Source organism: Exiguobacterium sp. s152 (genome assembly GCF_018618335.1).
Taxonomy (GTDB): Bacteria; Bacillota; Bacilli; order Exiguobacteriales; family Exiguobacteriaceae; genus Exiguobacterium; species Exiguobacterium chiriqhucha.
In genome coordinates, this window is sequence record NZ_JACSLX010000002.1 from 252,609 (window position 1) to 269,256 (window position 16,648).

Below are 16,648 nucleotides of genomic sequence, written 5' to 3' on the forward strand. Positions count from 1 at the left end.
AGAATCCACCTCTTTCCGTTTGCACTTCACATTCTATTATGCCAGTGATTGAACGTAATGTGAAGCAAACTTCAATGCTTCGTCCAGTTTTGTCGCGTCACGGCCTCCGGCTTGCGCCATGTCAGGACGGCCACCACCGCCTCCGCCACAACGTGTCGCCACTTCTTTAATCAATTTCCCGGCATGGAAGCCACGGTCGTTCAAGTCTTTCGTCACCCCTGCGACGAGGTTGACTTTGTCGCCGTTCGCTGAACCGAGCAAGATGACGGCTGAACCGAGCTTGCCTTTCAATTCGTCGACCATGCCACGGAGCGCGTCCATGTCTTGTCCGTCTACGCGTTTGGCAATCAATTGGACATCGCCGAACGTTTCGATGGAGTCAGTGAGTGACGACGCTTCGATGTTCGCAAGCTTCGCTTTGAGCGATTCGCTCGCGCGTTCAAGTTCTTTCATTTCAACTTGAAGCGCTTGGACACGTGTCGGCACTTCGAGCGGTTTTGTCTTGAGCAATTTCGCTGCCGTCTCGAGCGTCTCGATATGCTGGTTCATCACTTCGTAAGCCCCAGCGCCTGTGACCGCCTCGATGCGACGTGTGCCGGCCCCGATTCCTGACTCCGACAAGATTTTAAAGAGTCCGATTTCAGCCGTGTTACCGACGTGGCAACCACCGCAAAGCTCGACCGAGTCACCGGCCGCAACGACGCGGACGACGTCCCCATACTTCTCACCGAAGAGCGCCATCGCACCTTTCGCTTTCGCGTCGGCGATATTCATCTCTTCGATATCGACAGCAATCGACGCCCAGATGCGTTCGTTCACTTGACGCTCGATCGACTGGAGCTCTTCAGCCGTTACTTGACCGAAGTGCGAGAAGTCGAAGCGAAGACGATCTGGTGTCACGAGTGAACCAGCTTGGTTGACGTGCTCACCGAGCGTGTCTTTCAACGCACGATGCAACAAGTGTGTCGCTGTGTGGTTTTTAATGATCGCTTGACGTGAGTCGAAGTCGACCGTTGCTGTCACCGCGACCTCTGCCTTGGCGACACCCGATGTGACCGTGACCGTATGCAAGTTTTGGCCGTTCGGTGCTTTCGAGACATCTTTCACGTGAAGGACGAAGTCCGACCCGACGATTTGACCTTTGTCACCGATTTGACCACCGCTCTCTGCATAGAATGGCGTCTGGTCGAGGATGACTTGCGCTTCTTCGCCTGCTGCGACGACGTCGACGAGCTCACCATCGTGAATCAAGCTGATAATTTTTGCTTCCGTGCTGAGGTTCGTGTAACCGACGAATGATGACGCGAGCGTGATGTCTGCGAGTACGCCTGACTGGATTTGCATCGACTCGACGTCGGCGCGGGCTGTCCGGGCACGTTCGCGCTGGGCGTTCATCGCTTGTTTGAAGCCGTCCTCGTCGACTGAGAGGTTATGGTCTTCCGCATACTCGATCGTCAATTCGAGCGGGAAACCGTACGTATCGTACAGACGGAATGCATCTTCTCCGCTGATGACGTTCGAACCGGCTGCTTTTTGTGCTTTCGCGACTTCGTTCAAGATCGCAAGACCGTCATGAAGCGTCTCGTGGAAACGTTCTTCCTCGTTCTTGACGACTTTTTTGATGAAGTCTTTTTTCTCACGGACTTGCGGGTAGAAATCGACCATGATATCGCCGACGACATCGACGAGCTCATACATGAACGGACGCTCGATGCCTAGCATCTTCGCATAGCGGACGGCACGACGGAGCAAACGACGAAGGACGTAGCCACGACCTTCATTCGATGGGAGGGCCCCATCCCCAATCGCGAACGACACGGTCCGGATATGGTCGGCGATGACTTTGAACGCCACATCTTTGCTGCTGTCGGCGCGATACGTCTCGCCGCTGATTTTCTCCGTCTCCCGGATGATTGGCATGAACAGGTCTGTATCGAAGTTCGTCGGCACGTCTTGCATGACGCTCGCCATCCGCTCGAGACCCATCCCCGTATCAATGTTCTTCCGTGGGAGCTCGGTATAGTTCCCGTGCCCATCATGGTTGAACTGACTGAAGACGATGTTCCAAATCTCCAAGTAGCGTTCGTTCTCGCCACCCGGATACAGTTCTGGGTCGGTCGGGTCGTCACCGAACGCCGGTCCGCGGTCGAAGAAGATTTCTGTGTTCGGGCCAGACGGGCCTTCCCCGATTTCCCAGAAGTTCTCTTCGAGCGGGATGATGCGGTCAGCCGGAACGCCTAATCCGAGCCAGATTTGTTTCGCTTCTTCATCTTCTGGGTGAATCGTCACCGACAGACGGTCCGGATCGAGTCCGTACCATTCATCGCTCGTGAGGAGTTCCCAGCCCCATTTGATCGCATCTTCGCGGAAGTAGTCGCCGACCGAGAAGTTTCCGAGCATCTCGAAGAACGTATGGTGACGAGCCGTCTTCCCGACGTTCTCGATGTCGTTCGTCCGAATCGACTTCTGCGCGTTGACGATGCGCGGGTTAGCTGGAATGACGCGGCCATCAAAGTATTTTTTAAGTGTCGCGACACCTGAGTTGATCCAAAGAAGCGTCGGATCTTCGACCGGTACGAGTGAGGCACTCGGCTCGACACTGTGTCCTTTTGATTTGAAGAAATCTAAATACATTTGGCGAATCTGTGCGCCAGTTAATGGTTTGAGCGGTTTCATCAACAATTCCTCCTTCAGTTTAAACGAAACGAAAAAAAAGCGATGCTCATCCCTGTGGAAAGGGACGAAAGCATCGCTTCGTGGTACCACCCTCGTTCGCACGGCAAAGCCGTACCTCGAACATCCGATAACGCGGATGAGGCGCCCAGGGTGAGTGGGGACTCCAGACTAGCTTCGGTCGACCGGACCCCCATCTTCTCACAGCCTAGGAAGATGTCTCTGGTGAGGCGGTTACGACGTACTCATTTCCTTCATCGTCTTTAATCGTTTCAGTTTTCTATTCGTCATTATCACACGTCAGTCGAAAGACGTCAAGACTTGCCGCCTAGCCGTTCGACGAGTTTCGTCCGGCGCACCGGTTCCTCTTCCCGTGTCGCTGCCTCGAGCGCACGCACGTCCCCGAACAAGAGCAAGCTCTTCTTCGCCCGCGTGACGGCCGTATAAATCAAGTTGCGCGACGAGCGGAAACCGCCGTTGAAAAAGACGGGCATGAGCACGATCGGGAACTCGGACCCTTGCGACTTATGGATGGTGATGGCATAGGCGTGGGTGAACTGGTCCCATTCGCTCCGGTTATACTCGACCTCGGTTTGATCGAAACGGATATAGATTTTATCGACCTTATCGACGTTCTCTTTGGCGTAAAAGATGTTCGTGATTTCACCGATGTCACCGTTATAGACGTTCTCCTCGGCGTTATTGACGAGTTGGAGCACTTTGTCCCCGTTTCGATACGTCCGGTTGCCGTGCTTCACTTCCCGGGCGGCCGATTTCGGATTGAACACGTTTTGGAGCGCCTCGTTCAACCCGTCGATGCCGCAAATCCCACGGTACGTCGGCGCGAGCACTTGGATGTCGAACGGCGAATAGCCTTTCCGGAGCGCGGCCCCTGCCATTTGGCAGATGGCCTGCAGCGCCGTCTCTTGGTTGGCCGTGTAAAAACGACGGTCCGGCAGTGCCGCCAGTAAATCGTCTGGCATTTGTTTCGCGTTGAGCGCGTGCGCCAGGCGCAGGATGCTCGACTCGGACGCCTGCCGATGGACGACATCGAGCCGGACGACCGGGATGCCTTCGGTCGCCATCAAATCGGCGAGCACTTGGCCAGGTCCGACCGAAGGCAATTGATCGCGGTCCCCGACGAACAGAATCTTCATCCCGTTCGGCACAGCCCTGAGCAGGCTGCGGAACAAGAAGATGTCAATCATCGACGCCTCGTCGACGATGAGCACTTTTCCGACGAGCGGATTCGTGTCATCGACTTGGAACGAACTGCCGTCAAATTTGAGCAACCGGTGAATCGTCGAGGCCGGCAGCCCCGTCGACTCGCTGAGCCGTTTCGCGGCCCGTCCGGTCGGTGCGGCCAGCACGAACGGGAACGGCTGGTTCTGCACCGGCTCGAGTTTCCAATCGAACACGTCGCTGAGCGCATGGATGATGCCGCGGACGACGGTCGTCTTCCCGGTACCCGGTCCACCGGTGAGGACCATGAGCGGCGACTTCAAGGCGAGCTCAATCGCTTCCCGTTGCTGTGTCGCATACTCAATCGAGAACATCTCTTCGACGCGTCCGACCGCATCAAAAATCGTCGTCATATCGACGTCTTCTGTCGTCGAGGTCGACATGATGCGGGCAAGTTCTTCGGCCGCTTTTTGTTCGGCCCGGTAGACACGCGGATGATAGACGACACCGTCTTCGACGATGACACGTTCGTCATTCGCGAGCGTCTCGAGCGCCGAGACGAGTGCCTCACCCGGGTCGCCGCCGATGATGCGCGGCATCTCGTTCGCGAGTTGGTCGGCCGTGACGAACAAATGCCCGTTGCCTTGCTCGAGCTCAAGGACGTATAACACGGCCGCAGCAATTCGCTCGGGATGAATCCCTTGAATCCCGAAGTGGGCGGCGATAGCATCGGCCGTCTTGAAGCCGATTCCAGGGACGTCATACATGAGGGCGTACGGATTTTTTTCAATCGTCTCCATCGCCCGTCCCTCATATTCTTTATGAATCTTTGAGGCGAGGCGCGGCGTCACGTCGAACGGCGCCAAAAACAAGAGCAACTGGTCGACGCCATATAAGACGTTCAACCGCTCAGTGATGACGCGGGCCTGTTTCTCTTTCAACCCTTCGACGTTCGACAGAAGGCTCGGATGCTTGACGATTTGATCGATGCAGTCGTCTCCGAGTGCATCGGCAATCTTCTGGGCCGTCTTTTGGCCGATCCCGGGGAACGAACCGTTCGTCAAAAAGCGGACGGCGGCGCGCTTCGTCATCGGGACGACCCGGCGAATCCACTCTGCTTTCATCTGTTTCCCGAACCGGGGATGGTCGACGAGTCGGCCGTGCGCCTTATACGTCTCGCCTTTCTCAATACCGACGCCGACGCCGGCGATGACCATCTCGGTCTCGTCTGTCTCAAAATTCTTTTCTTTTATACGTACGAGCGCGATCGTGTGCGCTTCTTCTTCCGATTGAAACAGGACGCGGATGACTTTTCCTGTCAACTCGTAAGGTGCTGCCATCATTCGAGCCACCTCCAGCTAGTTTTCCATCCCCCATTATAGCCCGAGTTGAAACGATAGGACAAATCGCCTAACTGAACAGGTTCAAGATGCGCTCAAGTTGATCGAGGTCGACCCGTTCCAAGATTTGAATGAGTTGATCGAGATCGATTCGGTTCAAGATCCGTTCAAGTTGATCTAAGTCCACGGTTTCAAGCAACCGTTCGAACCGTTCCAACTCGCCCGAATTGACGTACCCTTCGAGCCGCTCGAACAGTTCGGTCCGCTCGATGCGGAACAATTGCTCCAAAGATGGCCGCTGAATCAACAACACGAGACCTGCGGCAACGACATGGACGCCCCAGTTGAGCACGACATGACCGAGCCGCACCGTCTGTCCGACGAACGGGATGAGCGGGATGAACGACAACTGCAACACGATGATGGCGAGCTGGATGTATGGATTTGGGATGAACCAAGCCACAATCGCGAGCAGGGCTGGTACGACCCAGGCCACCCCGACCGTCCCGAGCGTTACGGACCAAGAGCGATGAGTCGACAACACCCAATGCATGATGATACCGAGCACGAAGAACGTCGCGAATAAGACTAACAGGACGGTCGACGCCCGCTCCGACTCGACGACGACCCGGAACAACAGATTGTTCGTCCATTCGCCCGTCGCTAAACGTTCGTCGATGGCGGCAAACAGACGACCGAGCATAAACCATTCGATGATAAAAAAAACAAGGACACTGACCAGACTGATCAATCGCATAGACTTCTCCCCTCTCAATTGTTATTCCATTTCCCGAACAATTGGACGGCTATGCACGTTTTTCGTCGAATCAAAGCGGGAACTGTTCGAGTGAACCTATGAAGGAGGGACTATGTATGACGAAACGTATTCCAATCAGTGGCCTGTGTGAACTCGTGTTAGAAGTGACCGATATGGCGGAGGCCGTCGACTTTTGGCACGGCAAGCTCGGACTTCCCGTCGTCGAACAATGGGTCGGTGACGATGCCGAGCCGAGCGAAGCGCAAGAACAGGCGGACGAACCGTGGGCGACGTGGCTCTATGTCGGCGGGAACACCCGTCTTGGTCTCTGGCTGAAACGTGATTTCACATCGGAAGAAGAATCGAATCGCCAAGAGGACGTAACCGAGTGGGACACACTCTATGATGAGGGCGGCGCCCACGTCCACTGCGCGTTCTATGTGCCGATGGACTCGTTCGATCAAGCGCTCGAGGTATTAGAGGCGTCAAACATCCCGACGAAGCTCCGGACGTGGGACGAAGACGAGACGGTCAACGGCAAAGAGCGCTCGGCCTACTTTAAAGACCCGAGCAAGAACGTCATCGAGCTGTATACGAAAAACATGGACGAGGCGTACGAGAAGTTCGGTGGCGAGCCCGTGAAAATCACGACGAAACAACTCTGATTCACGTATACGCTCGACAACCCAACATGATACGATGAGAGAAAATGGAAAAGGTTGTGTATTATGCGTTTCTTCCCGCTTCTCATCGTGATTGGTTTAGGATTGCTCACGTATGGACTGTCTTTCATGGTGGATACATTCCCCACGCTCGATCGTCTAACTTCTTTTGCCACCCTATCGTTCGTTTCATTCGGTGCAGCCTTGCTCATCTTAACAGATGGTATACACCGGGCTAAATCAGGCCGACGCGTCGGTTGGAACTCTATCACGCTCGCCTTCGCATTATTATTGACGATTTATAATCTTGCGGTTTGGATGATCGGGGAGGTGGCTTCATGACGCTCATCTTACCAGAATGTATCACTGGCTTTTCATACGGCGACTGCCCCGTCCCCGAGTTCGATAATAAATCATTCCAAACGGTTTGTTTCGATTACGCTCGTCGGAAAGGTGGCACGTGCAACATCATCCTTGGTGACTCGGTCACTCCGAACTATGACCAAGCGACGATCACCATCCGTGGACGCAGCATCTATGTGCTGCTCAGCAGAGTGTATCCCATCATTGGCATCTCAAAATTTGAACCGTTTCAGTACGAATACATCGATGTACCCGAACTGACCGAAATGTTTCCGGATTCCTATCAAATCCCATCAGCGGCGGAGCTGAATGAACGATTTGATGTGACGCTACAGCCGTTTCTGAACAAGGCAGAACGTGGAGAAATCAACTATTGGCAGCCAAAGACAATCGGCAACGTCATCTTCCATTATTGGGACTAACGAAAAGCGCTTCTCGCAAAATTTGCGAGAAGCGCTTTTTTGATTCAGTTGCCGAGTAGCTCATCCATTTTCGCTTTCGCGTCAAAGGCGAGCGCATGGTCCGGTTGCAACTCGAGCACACGCTCAAGTTCAGCGTACGTCTTGTCCTGTTCACCGAGGAAGGCGTAGGCAATCGCCAAATTGTAGCGGGCGTCCGTATGGCTCGCGTCAAGGTCGAGCGTATGCTCGAGCGCTTCGACGGCCAAGTCGAGTTGTTCGTTCTGTGCGAGCGCGAGCCCGTACTGGAACGAAATCTCGACGTCTTCCGGCGCCTGCTTCATCGCCTCGCGGAGACGTGGCAACGCCCGGACGAAGTCGCCCATCGCCTTGTACGTCAAGCCGAGCATGAAGTGCAGGTCGGCGTCGTCCATTCCGGCCAGGAGCGCCTGACGAAGCGAAGCCTCGGCCAAGTCGAGCTGTTCGAGCTCATAGGCGAGCGCCCCCTTCGCATAGTGGGCCGCGCCGAACGCGTTGTCGAGTTCGAGCGCCTTATCGTAAAAGACGACGGCCTGTTCATGGTCACCGATCGCTTGTAGCAGCGTGCCCATGTTGACGTAACCGGTCGGGTCGGTCGAGTCCGCCTCGATGGCCGCATTGAACTGCTTAGCCGCCTGTTCGAACTCACCTTGTTGCATCGCTTGAATCCCTAATTCGTTTGCGTTCATCCTCATCACCTCATCCGATATAGTCGAGTCGTTTGCCATTGCGATACGCTTCGTCAATCGTCGCACCGCCGAGACAGATGTCGCCGTCATAGAAGACGACTGCTTGTCCTGGCGTGATGGCACGTTGCGGCTCATCGAATTTGACGAGCACGTCGCCATTTTCAAGTGGCGCAATCGTCACCGGCACGTCTTGTTGACGGTAGCGGAATTTCGCCGTCGCCCGGAACTCACCTGTTGGGACAGCTCCGGTCCACGAAAGTTTTGATGCGAGCAATGCGTCCGAATAGAGCGCGTCATGATGGAAGCCTTGGCCGACGTAGAGGATGTTTTCTTCGACGTTCTTGCCGACGACGAACCATGGGTCCCCGTCGCCGCCGATGCCGAGGCCATGGCGTTGACCGAGCGTATAATACATGAGCCCATCATGGTTGCCTTTTTGTTCCCCATCGAGCGTCTGCATGATGCCTGGTTGTGACGGTAAATACTCTGAGAGGAACTCTTTGAAGTTGCGCTCTCCGATGAAGCAGATGCCGGTCGAGTCTTTCTTCTTCGCTGTCGCGAGCCCCGCTTCTTCGGCGATGACACGGACGTCTTTCTTGTCCATATGACCAATCGGGAACATCGTCCGCGCGAGTTGGTCTTGTGACAACTGGTTCAAGAAGTAAGTTTGGTCTTTGTTGTCATCTTTCCCACGAAGGAGTCGATGCTCACCGTCAACATACTCGACCCGTGCGTAGTGCCCGGTCGCGACGAAGTCGGCACCGAGGCGTAGCGCGTGATCGAGGAACGCCTTGAACTTGATTTCCTTGTTACACATGACATCCGGGTTCGGCGTCCGTCCGAGACGGTACTCGGCCAAAAAGTATTCAAACACACGGTCCCAATATTCTTTCTCGAAGTTGACCGCGTAATAAGGAATCCCGATTTGGTTGGCGACCGCGATGACGTCTTCATAGTCTTCCGTCGCCGTACAGACACCGTTCTCGTCCGTATCATCCCAGTTTTTCATAAAGATTCCGATGACGTTATACCCTTGCTCTTTGAGCAGATGGGCCGTCACCGATGAATCGACGCCGCCTGACATCCCGACGACGACCGTCGTCTCGGCAGGGGCTTTTGTGCGTAAGTTCATTTGTTATCTCACTCCGTTCGTGAATGTCGAGACGACCTCAGAGAGTCGTTCGGCGAGCCGTTCCACGTCTTCGACCGAGTTGCCGTGTCCAAAGCTGATGCGGACGGACTGTTTCGTCCGGTCCGACGTCCCGAACATCGCCGTCAATACGTGTGACGGTTCAATCGACCCGGCCGTGCAGGCACTACCGCTCGAGATGGCAAAACCGCGCATGTCCATCATGATGAGGAACGGTTCGAGCTCGATGCCCGGGAGATACAAGTTGACGATGTGCGGCAGGCGGTTCGCCCCGTTCACGTCATACTCCACTCCGAGTTCATCGAGTCGCCCGAAGAGCGCCTCAGCAATTTGCTGGTAAGTCTTCACCCGTTCGGCCTGTTCGATTTTAGCCAGTTCGGCTGCTTGTTGGAACCCGACGGCACCCGGAACGTTTTCCGTGCCGGCTCGACGTTTCCGTTCTTGTTGTCCTCCAAAAGAACGCGTCGCTAATTTTACACCTGTTTTCATAAAAAGAAAACCGATACCTTTCGGGCCATTGATTTTATGGGCCGAGGCCGACAATAAATCGACACCGAGCGCCTTGACGTCAATCGTTTCCGTGCCGAGCGCTTGGACCGCGTCCGTGTGAAAATAGGCCGGATGGTCGGCGAGGAGCGCACCGATTTCCGCAATCGGTTGAAGTGTGCCGACCTCATTGTTGCCGTACATGACCGAGACAAGAATCGTATCGTCCCTTAGCGCGGCACGAACGGAGTCAAGCGTCACTGCACCCGTCGCGTCGACATCGAGATACGTCACCTCAAAGCCTTCCCGTTCGAGTTGCTCCATCGCGTGCAGGACGGCATGGTGCTCCACTTTCGTCGTAATCAAGTGTTTTCCTTTATGTTGATTCGCGTATGCCGCGCCGAACAACGCATAGTTGTCCGACTCGGTCCCACCCGACGTGAAGACGATCTCGTTCGGCGTCGCCCCGATCCACGTGGCGAGGGTCCGGCGCGAAGCGTCTAATGCAGCACGGGCCGTTCGTCCGATGCCATGGATGCTCGAGGGGTTACCGTATTGCTCGAGCAAATACGGCGTCATCGCTTCAAGCACCTCCGGACGCATCGGCGTCGTTGCGGCATGATCAAAGTAGTTCATGTTCGTTCACCTCACCTTTAAATATAGAACATATAGCCGTCTGAATCTTCTTCAGCGAGATCGGCAAGTGTCGTCTCTTCGAGCACTTTCTCGATCGCGGCTTTGATTTTATCCCATAGCTTCCGTTTCACGGCGTCATCTGCCTCTGAATCTTCGACAATCGTGAGCGGGCCTTCGAGCAGGCGGATGATTTCTCCCGCCGTGATGTCCGTCGCCGGTTTGACGAGCTGATAGCCGCCGTACGCCCCGCGGACGCTTTTGACGAGCCCACCGTTGCGGAGCGGACCGATCAATTGCTCTAAGTAATGTTCCGGCAAGTCATGCCGGGCCGCAATCTTTTTCAAGCTGAGCGGTTTATTGTCCGTTTCCCGAGCCAGTGCGATCATGATCGTCAATCCATAACGACCTTTTGTAGATATTTTCATCTTCATGTCTCCTTCTGCTATACTAATCGAACAAACGTTTGTCGAAAGGAATGTGTACGTATGAGTGATTTGTTTCAGCAATCGAATAGCGGCCCACTCGCCAACCGGATGCGGCCTGAAACGTTAGACGAAGTCATCGGTCAACGCCACATCATCGGCGAAGGCAAATTGTTGCGCCGGGCCATCGAGGCCGACCGCCTCGGCACGATTATCTTGTATGGACCGCCGGGAACGGGCAAGACGACGCTCGCCCGTGTCATTTCAAATTATACGAAAGCAACGTTCGTCCAATTGAACGCCGTCACGGCCAAACTTGATGAACTGCGAAGTGTCATCCGTGAGGCCGAGTCCCGGTTCGACTTCGAACAAGACCGGACGATTTTATTTTTAGATGAGATTCATCGTTTCAATAAACTGCAGCAAGACGCCCTGCTCCCGGCACTCGAGGCCGGCAAGCTCATCTTGATCGGGGCGACGACCGAAAACCCGAGTTTCGAGGTCAACGCGGCGTTACTGTCGCGCGCGACCGTGTTCCGGCTCGAACCGCCTGGACCAGACGAACTGCGCGTCGTCTTGGAACGGGCCTTGTCTGACAAAAAGGGGCTCGGCAACTATCCGGTCAAGATTGAGGAAGCCGCCGTGGACCATTATATCAAAATGGCGGACGGTGACTACCGTGTGCTGTTGAACGCGCTCGAACTGGCCGTGTTGACCACGCCCGAGATTGACGGCAAAATCGACATCACGCTCGAAGTCGCCGAAGAGTCGATTCAACAAAAAGCAATCAAGTACGACAAGACGGGCGACCGGCATTATGACGTCATCTCGGCGTTCATCAAATCGATTCGTGGCTCCGACCCGGACGCGGCCCTGTACTGGCTCGCCGTCATGATTGAGGCCGGTGAATCACCGCGCTTCATCATGCGCCGGCTCTATGTCCATGCGGCCGAAGATATCGGGCTAAGTGACCCGAACGCGCTCGTCATCGTCGATGCGGCCGCTCGCGCGAGCGAGCATATCGGTTTCCCGGAAGCGCGCATCCCGATGGCCCAGGCCGTCCTTTATCTCGCGACGGCACCGAAATCGAACGCGGTCATCACCGCCATCGACAAGGCGATCCATCACGTCCGCACGGTCGAAGGCGGCCCGGTCCCTGTCCATCTCCGCGACGCCCATAGCCCGGGTGCGCGTGAGCTCGGCAACGGTGCCGGCTACAAATACCCGCACGACGAGAAAGACGGCTACGTCCCGCAAAACTATTGGCCGGAAAATCTGGCCCGGAAACGTCCTAAATATTATACACCGACGAGCCGTGGCTTCGAGCAACAGCTGCAAAAACGGCTAGACTATTGGGAAAAACGACGCTGACTCTGATGAGTCAGCGTCGTTTTTTCATTTCTGGATGCGGTTAATCTCGACACCCGCTGTCTCGAGCATTTGATTGATGACGTAGCCCGCAGCGACGAGTCCTGCGACCGACGGGACGAACGCGTTCGAACTCGGTGGCATCTTCGCTTTACGGATCGGGGCATCCTTTTTGCCGACGACCTCGTTCACGTCTTCGCGTGTCACGATCGGTGACTCGTCCGAGAAGACAACCGGGACGCCTTTATGGATACGCTCTTTACGAAGACGCGTCCGGACCATCTTGGCGATCGGGTCGTACGTCGTATCCTTGATGTCGACGACTTTGATGCGCGTCGGGTCCATCTTGTTGGCCATGCCCATGCTCGAGATGACCGGGATGCCCCGGCGTTTGCACTCGACAATCAAATGGATCTTATAAATGATCGTGTCCGAGGCGTCGATGACGAAATCGAGGTCTTGGGCGAAGAACTCTTCGAACGTCTCTTCTGTATAGAACATTTTCAATTTGACGAGCTCAAGCTCCGGGTTGATGTCGAGGAGACGTGTTCCCATCGCTTCGACTTTCGGTTGCCCGACCGTCGACAAGAGCGCGTGGATTTGGCGGTTGACGTTCGTGATGTCGATGTCGTCCTTATCGACGAGGACGATGCGTCCGACACCGCTCCGGGCGAGTGCCTCGGCCGCGAACGACCCGACACCGCCCACGCCGAGGATGGCGACCGTCTTACCTTTTAATGCTTCTAAACCTTCTTGACCGATGGCCAACTCATTTCGTGAAAACTGGTGTAACATACTCTTCCTCCAAATTAATTCTATTTTCTCACACTATTTTACTCGGAATTATAATCAAAAAAAAGACGTCTAGCGACGTTTTTACAATAAAATCGATGGGACCCGGAGTGCCGTGACGATGCCCTGCTTTTGAACCTGCTTAAGCAGGTGGGTGACCTAGCGTCCCCTTCACAAGTCCTCCTGCACGTGATGAGGCAGTTGATCTGGATGGCAGTTCGGTCTCCCGTATTCAAAGTGTTGGCTCAAAATAACGAAGGCGGCTCTCGTACACCTCAGGTATCCCATCTGTTGTCCTTACTATAGCACTGTCTGTAAAAAGAAGTCAATCAGAAACGATGACTTCTCATGACAGTTTCGTCACAACCAACTGTTACGAAACGCACCGGTCGGGTCGTACGTATCTTGTTGCCGCGTGACGTTGAAACAGCGATCTCGCGAGTCGTTGCCGACCCCGGCCTGGTACGCCCAATTGCCGGTATTGCTGGCGACATCATAATCAATCAGCATCGATTCGAAATACGACGCGCCGATGCGCCAGTCTTGCCCGAGCTCTTTCGCAAAGTAACTCGCGACGATTTGACGCCCCCGGTTCGACATCCATCCCGTCGTATTCAATTCACGCATGAACGCATCTACGAAGTCGACGCCCGTCTCGCCCGCTTGCCAACGGCCGATGACATCATCGTCTACGCGCCATGCCTTCTGTTTCAATCGAATGCCTTGGGCGCGGAACAGTCGTTTCCCTTGCTCAAGGGCGACCCATTGGAAGAACTCGCGCCAGAGCAACTCGAAATAGAGCCAATACGTCGACTCGTTTGCCCCGTGCAACCGCTCATGTTGCTCGAGCTCGTGCTGCACCCGGCGCGGTGACAACGAACCGTTGGCGAGATAAGCCGACAGCTTCGACGAGTCGTCGACCCCGAAGCCGTTCCGTGTCTCTTTATACGTCCGGACCGGACCGGCCAAATATGCGTCGAGCCGCTCTCGTCCCGCCCGTTCCCCGCCTCGAAACGGAAACGCAGTCCGTGCGTCATGTTCCTGCTGTTCATAGGTAACCGGGAAATCGACGGAATGCAATTCTTTCGTAGGCGAGCGCTCAATCAAGCGGTCCGGTCTCGCATCAGCCTCCATTGCTTTCCTGAACTCGGTGAAGAGAAATGGCAGTTTCTCGAACGGAATCTCGTCTCGTGGATAGAGGGTGAACCCATCGAACGATTGGCACTCGCCTTGCCACGCGGTCATGACCTCACGTTCGCGTCTCCGTTCGTTATAGCCGATCGCTCGTTGGAACAATAAGCGGTCGGTTGGGTCGAACATGTCGAGCGGATGACCGATATGGACGAAAAGCGGGATGCCGAACGCTGCGAGCGAACCGGCCAAGTCGTCGAGTGACTCGTTCAAAAACTGAAGTCGACGTGGTCCAAGCGGAGTATGGCCGAACCGGTTTTCAATGAGCTCTTCTTGTGGAATGACGTAATGACCTTCGATGGGATCGTCATGCCGGAGTGCCTCCTCGAGCGGGCGATGGTCATCGACCCGTAAATCGTTTTGATACCAGATAATCGTCTTCATCTTTTTCGCCTCCTCCCCCCATTATGGGACATGGCTGCCGGTGTTCGCTTAGACGAAACTGTATGAAATATGTTTTCATTTCTGGAACAGGTGGAATATACATCATTAGAACAGAAAGGGGTGCAGCAACATGGCTAGAAAAGGTAAATTTGGTACACTCATTAAAGTCGCGACGGCGGTCGCACCGTTCGTCTACGATTACTATAAAAAGAACAAAGCAAAAAAAGCATCGACACCTAAAAAGTGAGCCAAGCGCTTCGGATTTCATCCGAGGCGTTTTTTTCTTGTGTTGAAACCAAATATGATATGATGATGGAACATTTTAGGGAATCGAGGCGACCATCATGCACGCGGTATGGGTACAATCTTTACGAATCAGTTTGAAGTGGGCGTTATTCATGGGTGGCCTGTTCTTGCTCGCCCTCGGGTCTTCGATGATGATTACGGCCGACCTCGGCGTATCGACATGGGACGTGCTCCATCTCGGGCTCGCCCGGCACACCCCGTTTTCCGTCGGGACGATCATCTTGCTCGTCGGTCTCTTGCTCGTCTTCTGCAAGTACATACTCGACCGGATTCGGCCCCAGTTCGGGACACTCGTCAACGCTGTCTTCGTCGGCGTGTTCATGAACTTGATTCTCGACCATCACTGGTTGCCGCAGCTTGATGGCATCGCGCTCAACATCGCCTGGCTCATTCTCGGCATCTTCGTCATCGGGATGGGTGCCGGTTTGTACGTCGCCATCGGCTACGGGGCCGGCCCACGGGACGGGTTGACGCTTGCTTTGGCCGACCGGTTCAACACGTCGGTCCGGATGATGCGGACGTGGATGGAACTGACGGCTTGCCTCATCGGCTGGGTGCTCGGCGGACCGGTGTTCTTCGGGACGGTGCTGTCGATTTTCTTGATTGGCCCGTTCTTCCAGTTTTGGCTTGAACAGTTTCGGCGCCTCGTCTCGGTCATCGACCGGGCGAAAGTGACGGCATAACGAAAGAGAGGATACCGGACTTCGTCGTCCAGTCTCCTCTCTTTTTTATGGGACAAGGACGATTTTTCCGAACTTGCCTCGTTGCTTAAAATATGTCTGCGCGTCCCGCGCCTCAGCGAGCGGGAACGTCCGATCGACGATGGGCCGGACCTTCCCGGCTTCAATCGCCGCGAGCATTGCTTGGAACTCGGCCCGCGTACCGAGCACGGAACCGTACATGATGATATGTTTCAAATACATCGTCCGGAAGTCGAGGTTCGTTTGTTGTCCCCCGGCCGATCCGGAGATACAGAACTTACCGCCATTTTTCAACACTTCGAGCGACGTCGCGAACAAGGCGTCACCGACGACATCGAGCACGGCATCGACCGGTCCCCCGTTCGCTTCGAGGATCTCCTCAGCCAGTCTCTCGGAGCGATATGAAAAGACTCGGCTTGCTCCAAGTTCTTTTAGTTTCGCCTCATCTTTCAAGTCGCCGACGATGGCGAATACGTTCGCGCCATGCACATTCGCCGCGATTTGGACGTTGAACAACCCGACCCCACCGCTCGCACCGGTGACGACGATCGTCTGCCCCGGCTGAATCTCAATCTGTTCGTTCATATGCCACGCCGTCAATCCGCTCACCGTGAAAACGGCACTGTCGACGAAACTGTCGAGCGGCATGTCGAAACAAAGGTCGGCCGGCCAGACGACGTATTCGGCATACCCGCCGTCGTACTCGGAACCGATAAATGACATATCTTCAGCGATATGTTCGGTACCATCTGGTCCGCTCGACGTGAACGGGAACAGGATGACCCGACGGCCCACCATCGTGTCTTCGACCCCACTGCCGACCTCCACGACTTCTCCGGTGATATCAGAACCCGGGATCCGCGGGAACTGAACCCCTTCCGGTCGCCACCCGGACTCTTTGTCCGTCCCATACGCCCCTTCTCGCATCCAAATCTCGGTATTGTTAATCCCGCACGCCTTCACGCGCACGAGCACTTCTCCTTGTTTTAGGCTAGGAACCGGGACATCGACGACTTGTAATTGATCGACGTCACCGTAACCGATGACCTGTACTGCTTTCATCACATGTTTTCCTCCTCATGACAACCATTTGCTTGTCTATACCCCAC

The 16,648-nt window shown here is 55.0% G+C and carries 15 protein-coding genes and 1 other RNA gene; 5 read left to right on the top strand and 11 right to left on the bottom strand.

Features of this window, described 5'->3' with window-relative positions:
• Positions 1–36: 36 nt before the first annotated feature.
• From alaS to KNP72_RS05340, 3 genes are all read right to left on the bottom strand, one after another.
• Positions 37–2,676, bottom strand: a complete 2,640-nt coding sequence (alaS, locus tag KNP72_RS05330; RefSeq protein ID WP_214832392.1) for an alanine--tRNA ligase — start codon at positions 2,674–2,676, stop codon at positions 37–39.
• A 311-nt stretch (positions 2,677–2,987) separates the two neighbouring features.
• Positions 2,988–5,195, bottom strand: a complete 2,208-nt coding sequence (gene recD2, locus KNP72_RS05335; protein ID WP_251128885.1) for an SF1B family DNA helicase RecD2 — start codon at positions 5,193–5,195, stop codon at positions 2,988–2,990.
• A 70-nt stretch (positions 5,196–5,265) separates the two neighbouring features.
• A complete protein-coding gene (locus tag KNP72_RS05340) occupies positions 5,266–5,952 on the bottom strand; it encodes a magnesium and cobalt transport protein CorA (RefSeq protein WP_021066927.1) in 687 nt (228 codons plus the stop codon).
• A 116-nt stretch (positions 5,953–6,068) separates the two neighbouring features.
• On the opposite strand from KNP72_RS05340, the gene KNP72_RS05345 reads away from it, so the two are divergent.
• Genes KNP72_RS05345 through KNP72_RS05355 form a run of 3 tightly spaced genes read left to right on the top strand, consistent with a single transcriptional unit; the run spans position 6,069 to position 7,399 of the window.
• A complete protein-coding gene (locus tag KNP72_RS05345; protein ID WP_251128886.1) occupies positions 6,069–6,617 on the top strand; it encodes a VOC family protein in 549 nt (182 codons plus the stop codon).
• Positions 6,618–6,671: 54 nt separating this feature from the next.
• Positions 6,672–6,956 carry a hypothetical protein gene (locus KNP72_RS05350; protein WP_214832396.1) on the top strand — a complete coding sequence of 95 codons (285 nt, stop codon included), beginning with the start codon at positions 6,672–6,674 and terminating at the stop codon, positions 6,954–6,956.
• Positions 6,953–7,399, top strand: coding sequence for a hypothetical protein (locus KNP72_RS05355; protein WP_214719538.1), 447 nt, complete (start codon positions 6,953–6,955; stop codon positions 7,397–7,399). The genes KNP72_RS05350 and KNP72_RS05355 overlap by 4 nt, the downstream gene beginning before the upstream one ends.
• A 44-nt stretch (positions 7,400–7,443) precedes the next feature.
• Here KNP72_RS05355 and KNP72_RS05360 read toward each other — a convergent pair whose 3' ends face one another.
• The 4 genes from KNP72_RS05360 to cymR are packed head-to-tail and all read right to left on the bottom strand — an operon-like array spanning position 7,444 to position 10,800.
• Positions 7,444–8,103, bottom strand: a complete 660-nt coding sequence (locus KNP72_RS05360; protein ID WP_214832397.1) for a tetratricopeptide repeat protein — start codon at positions 8,101–8,103, stop codon at positions 7,444–7,446.
• A gap of 10 nt (positions 8,104–8,113) precedes the next feature.
• Positions 8,114–9,235, bottom strand: a complete 1,122-nt coding sequence (gene mnmA / locus KNP72_RS05365) for a tRNA 2-thiouridine(34) synthase MnmA (protein ID WP_214832398.1) — start codon at positions 9,233–9,235, stop codon at positions 8,114–8,116.
• A gap of 3 nt (positions 9,236–9,238) precedes the next feature.
• Complete coding sequence (locus tag KNP72_RS05370; RefSeq protein WP_214832399.1) at positions 9,239–10,375, bottom strand: cysteine desulfurase family protein; 1,137 nt, start codon at positions 10,373–10,375, stop codon at positions 9,239–9,241.
• 17 nt (positions 10,376–10,392) lie between these two features.
• A complete protein-coding gene (gene cymR / locus KNP72_RS05375) occupies positions 10,393–10,800 on the bottom strand; it encodes a cysteine metabolism transcriptional regulator CymR (protein ID WP_021066920.1) in 408 nt (135 codons plus the stop codon).
• Between the two features lie 60 nt (positions 10,801–10,860).
• On the opposite strand from cymR, the gene KNP72_RS05380 reads away from it, so the two are divergent.
• Positions 10,861–12,168 (top strand): replication-associated recombination protein A, encoded by a 1,308-nt coding sequence (locus KNP72_RS05380; protein WP_214832400.1) that lies wholly within the window; start codon positions 10,861–10,863, stop codon positions 12,166–12,168.
• Between the two features lie 24 nt (positions 12,169–12,192).
• Here the strand turns inward: KNP72_RS05380 and KNP72_RS05385 are convergent, their stop codons facing one another.
• The 3 genes from KNP72_RS05385 to KNP72_RS05395 form a co-directional block, all read right to left on the bottom strand.
• Complete coding sequence (locus tag KNP72_RS05385) at positions 12,193–12,960, bottom strand: tRNA threonylcarbamoyladenosine dehydratase (RefSeq protein ID WP_021066918.1); 768 nt, start codon at positions 12,958–12,960, stop codon at positions 12,193–12,195.
• Between the two features lie 95 nt (positions 12,961–13,055).
• Positions 13,056–13,242, bottom strand: a non-coding RNA gene (gene ssrS, locus KNP72_RS05390) — 6S RNA.
• A 75-nt stretch (positions 13,243–13,317) separates the two neighbouring features.
• Complete coding sequence (locus KNP72_RS05395) at positions 13,318–14,532, bottom strand: DASH family cryptochrome (protein WP_214832401.1); 1,215 nt, start codon at positions 14,530–14,532, stop codon at positions 13,318–13,320.
• A 380-nt stretch (positions 14,533–14,912) separates the two neighbouring features.
• Here KNP72_RS05395 and KNP72_RS05400 point away from each other — a divergent pair, with 380 nt between their 5' ends.
• Positions 14,913–15,521 (top strand): YczE/YyaS/YitT family protein, encoded by a 609-nt coding sequence (locus KNP72_RS05400; RefSeq protein WP_251128887.1) that lies wholly within the window; start codon positions 14,913–14,915, stop codon positions 15,519–15,521.
• Positions 15,522–15,566: 45 nt separating this feature from the next.
• Here the strand turns inward: KNP72_RS05400 and KNP72_RS05405 are convergent, their stop codons facing one another.
• The gene (locus KNP72_RS05405; RefSeq protein WP_214832403.1) at positions 15,567–16,601 is read right to left on the bottom strand and encodes a zinc-binding dehydrogenase; all 1,035 of its coding nucleotides are present in this window, start codon (positions 16,599–16,601) and stop codon (positions 15,567–15,569) included.
• Positions 16,602–16,648: the final 47 nt, after the last annotated feature.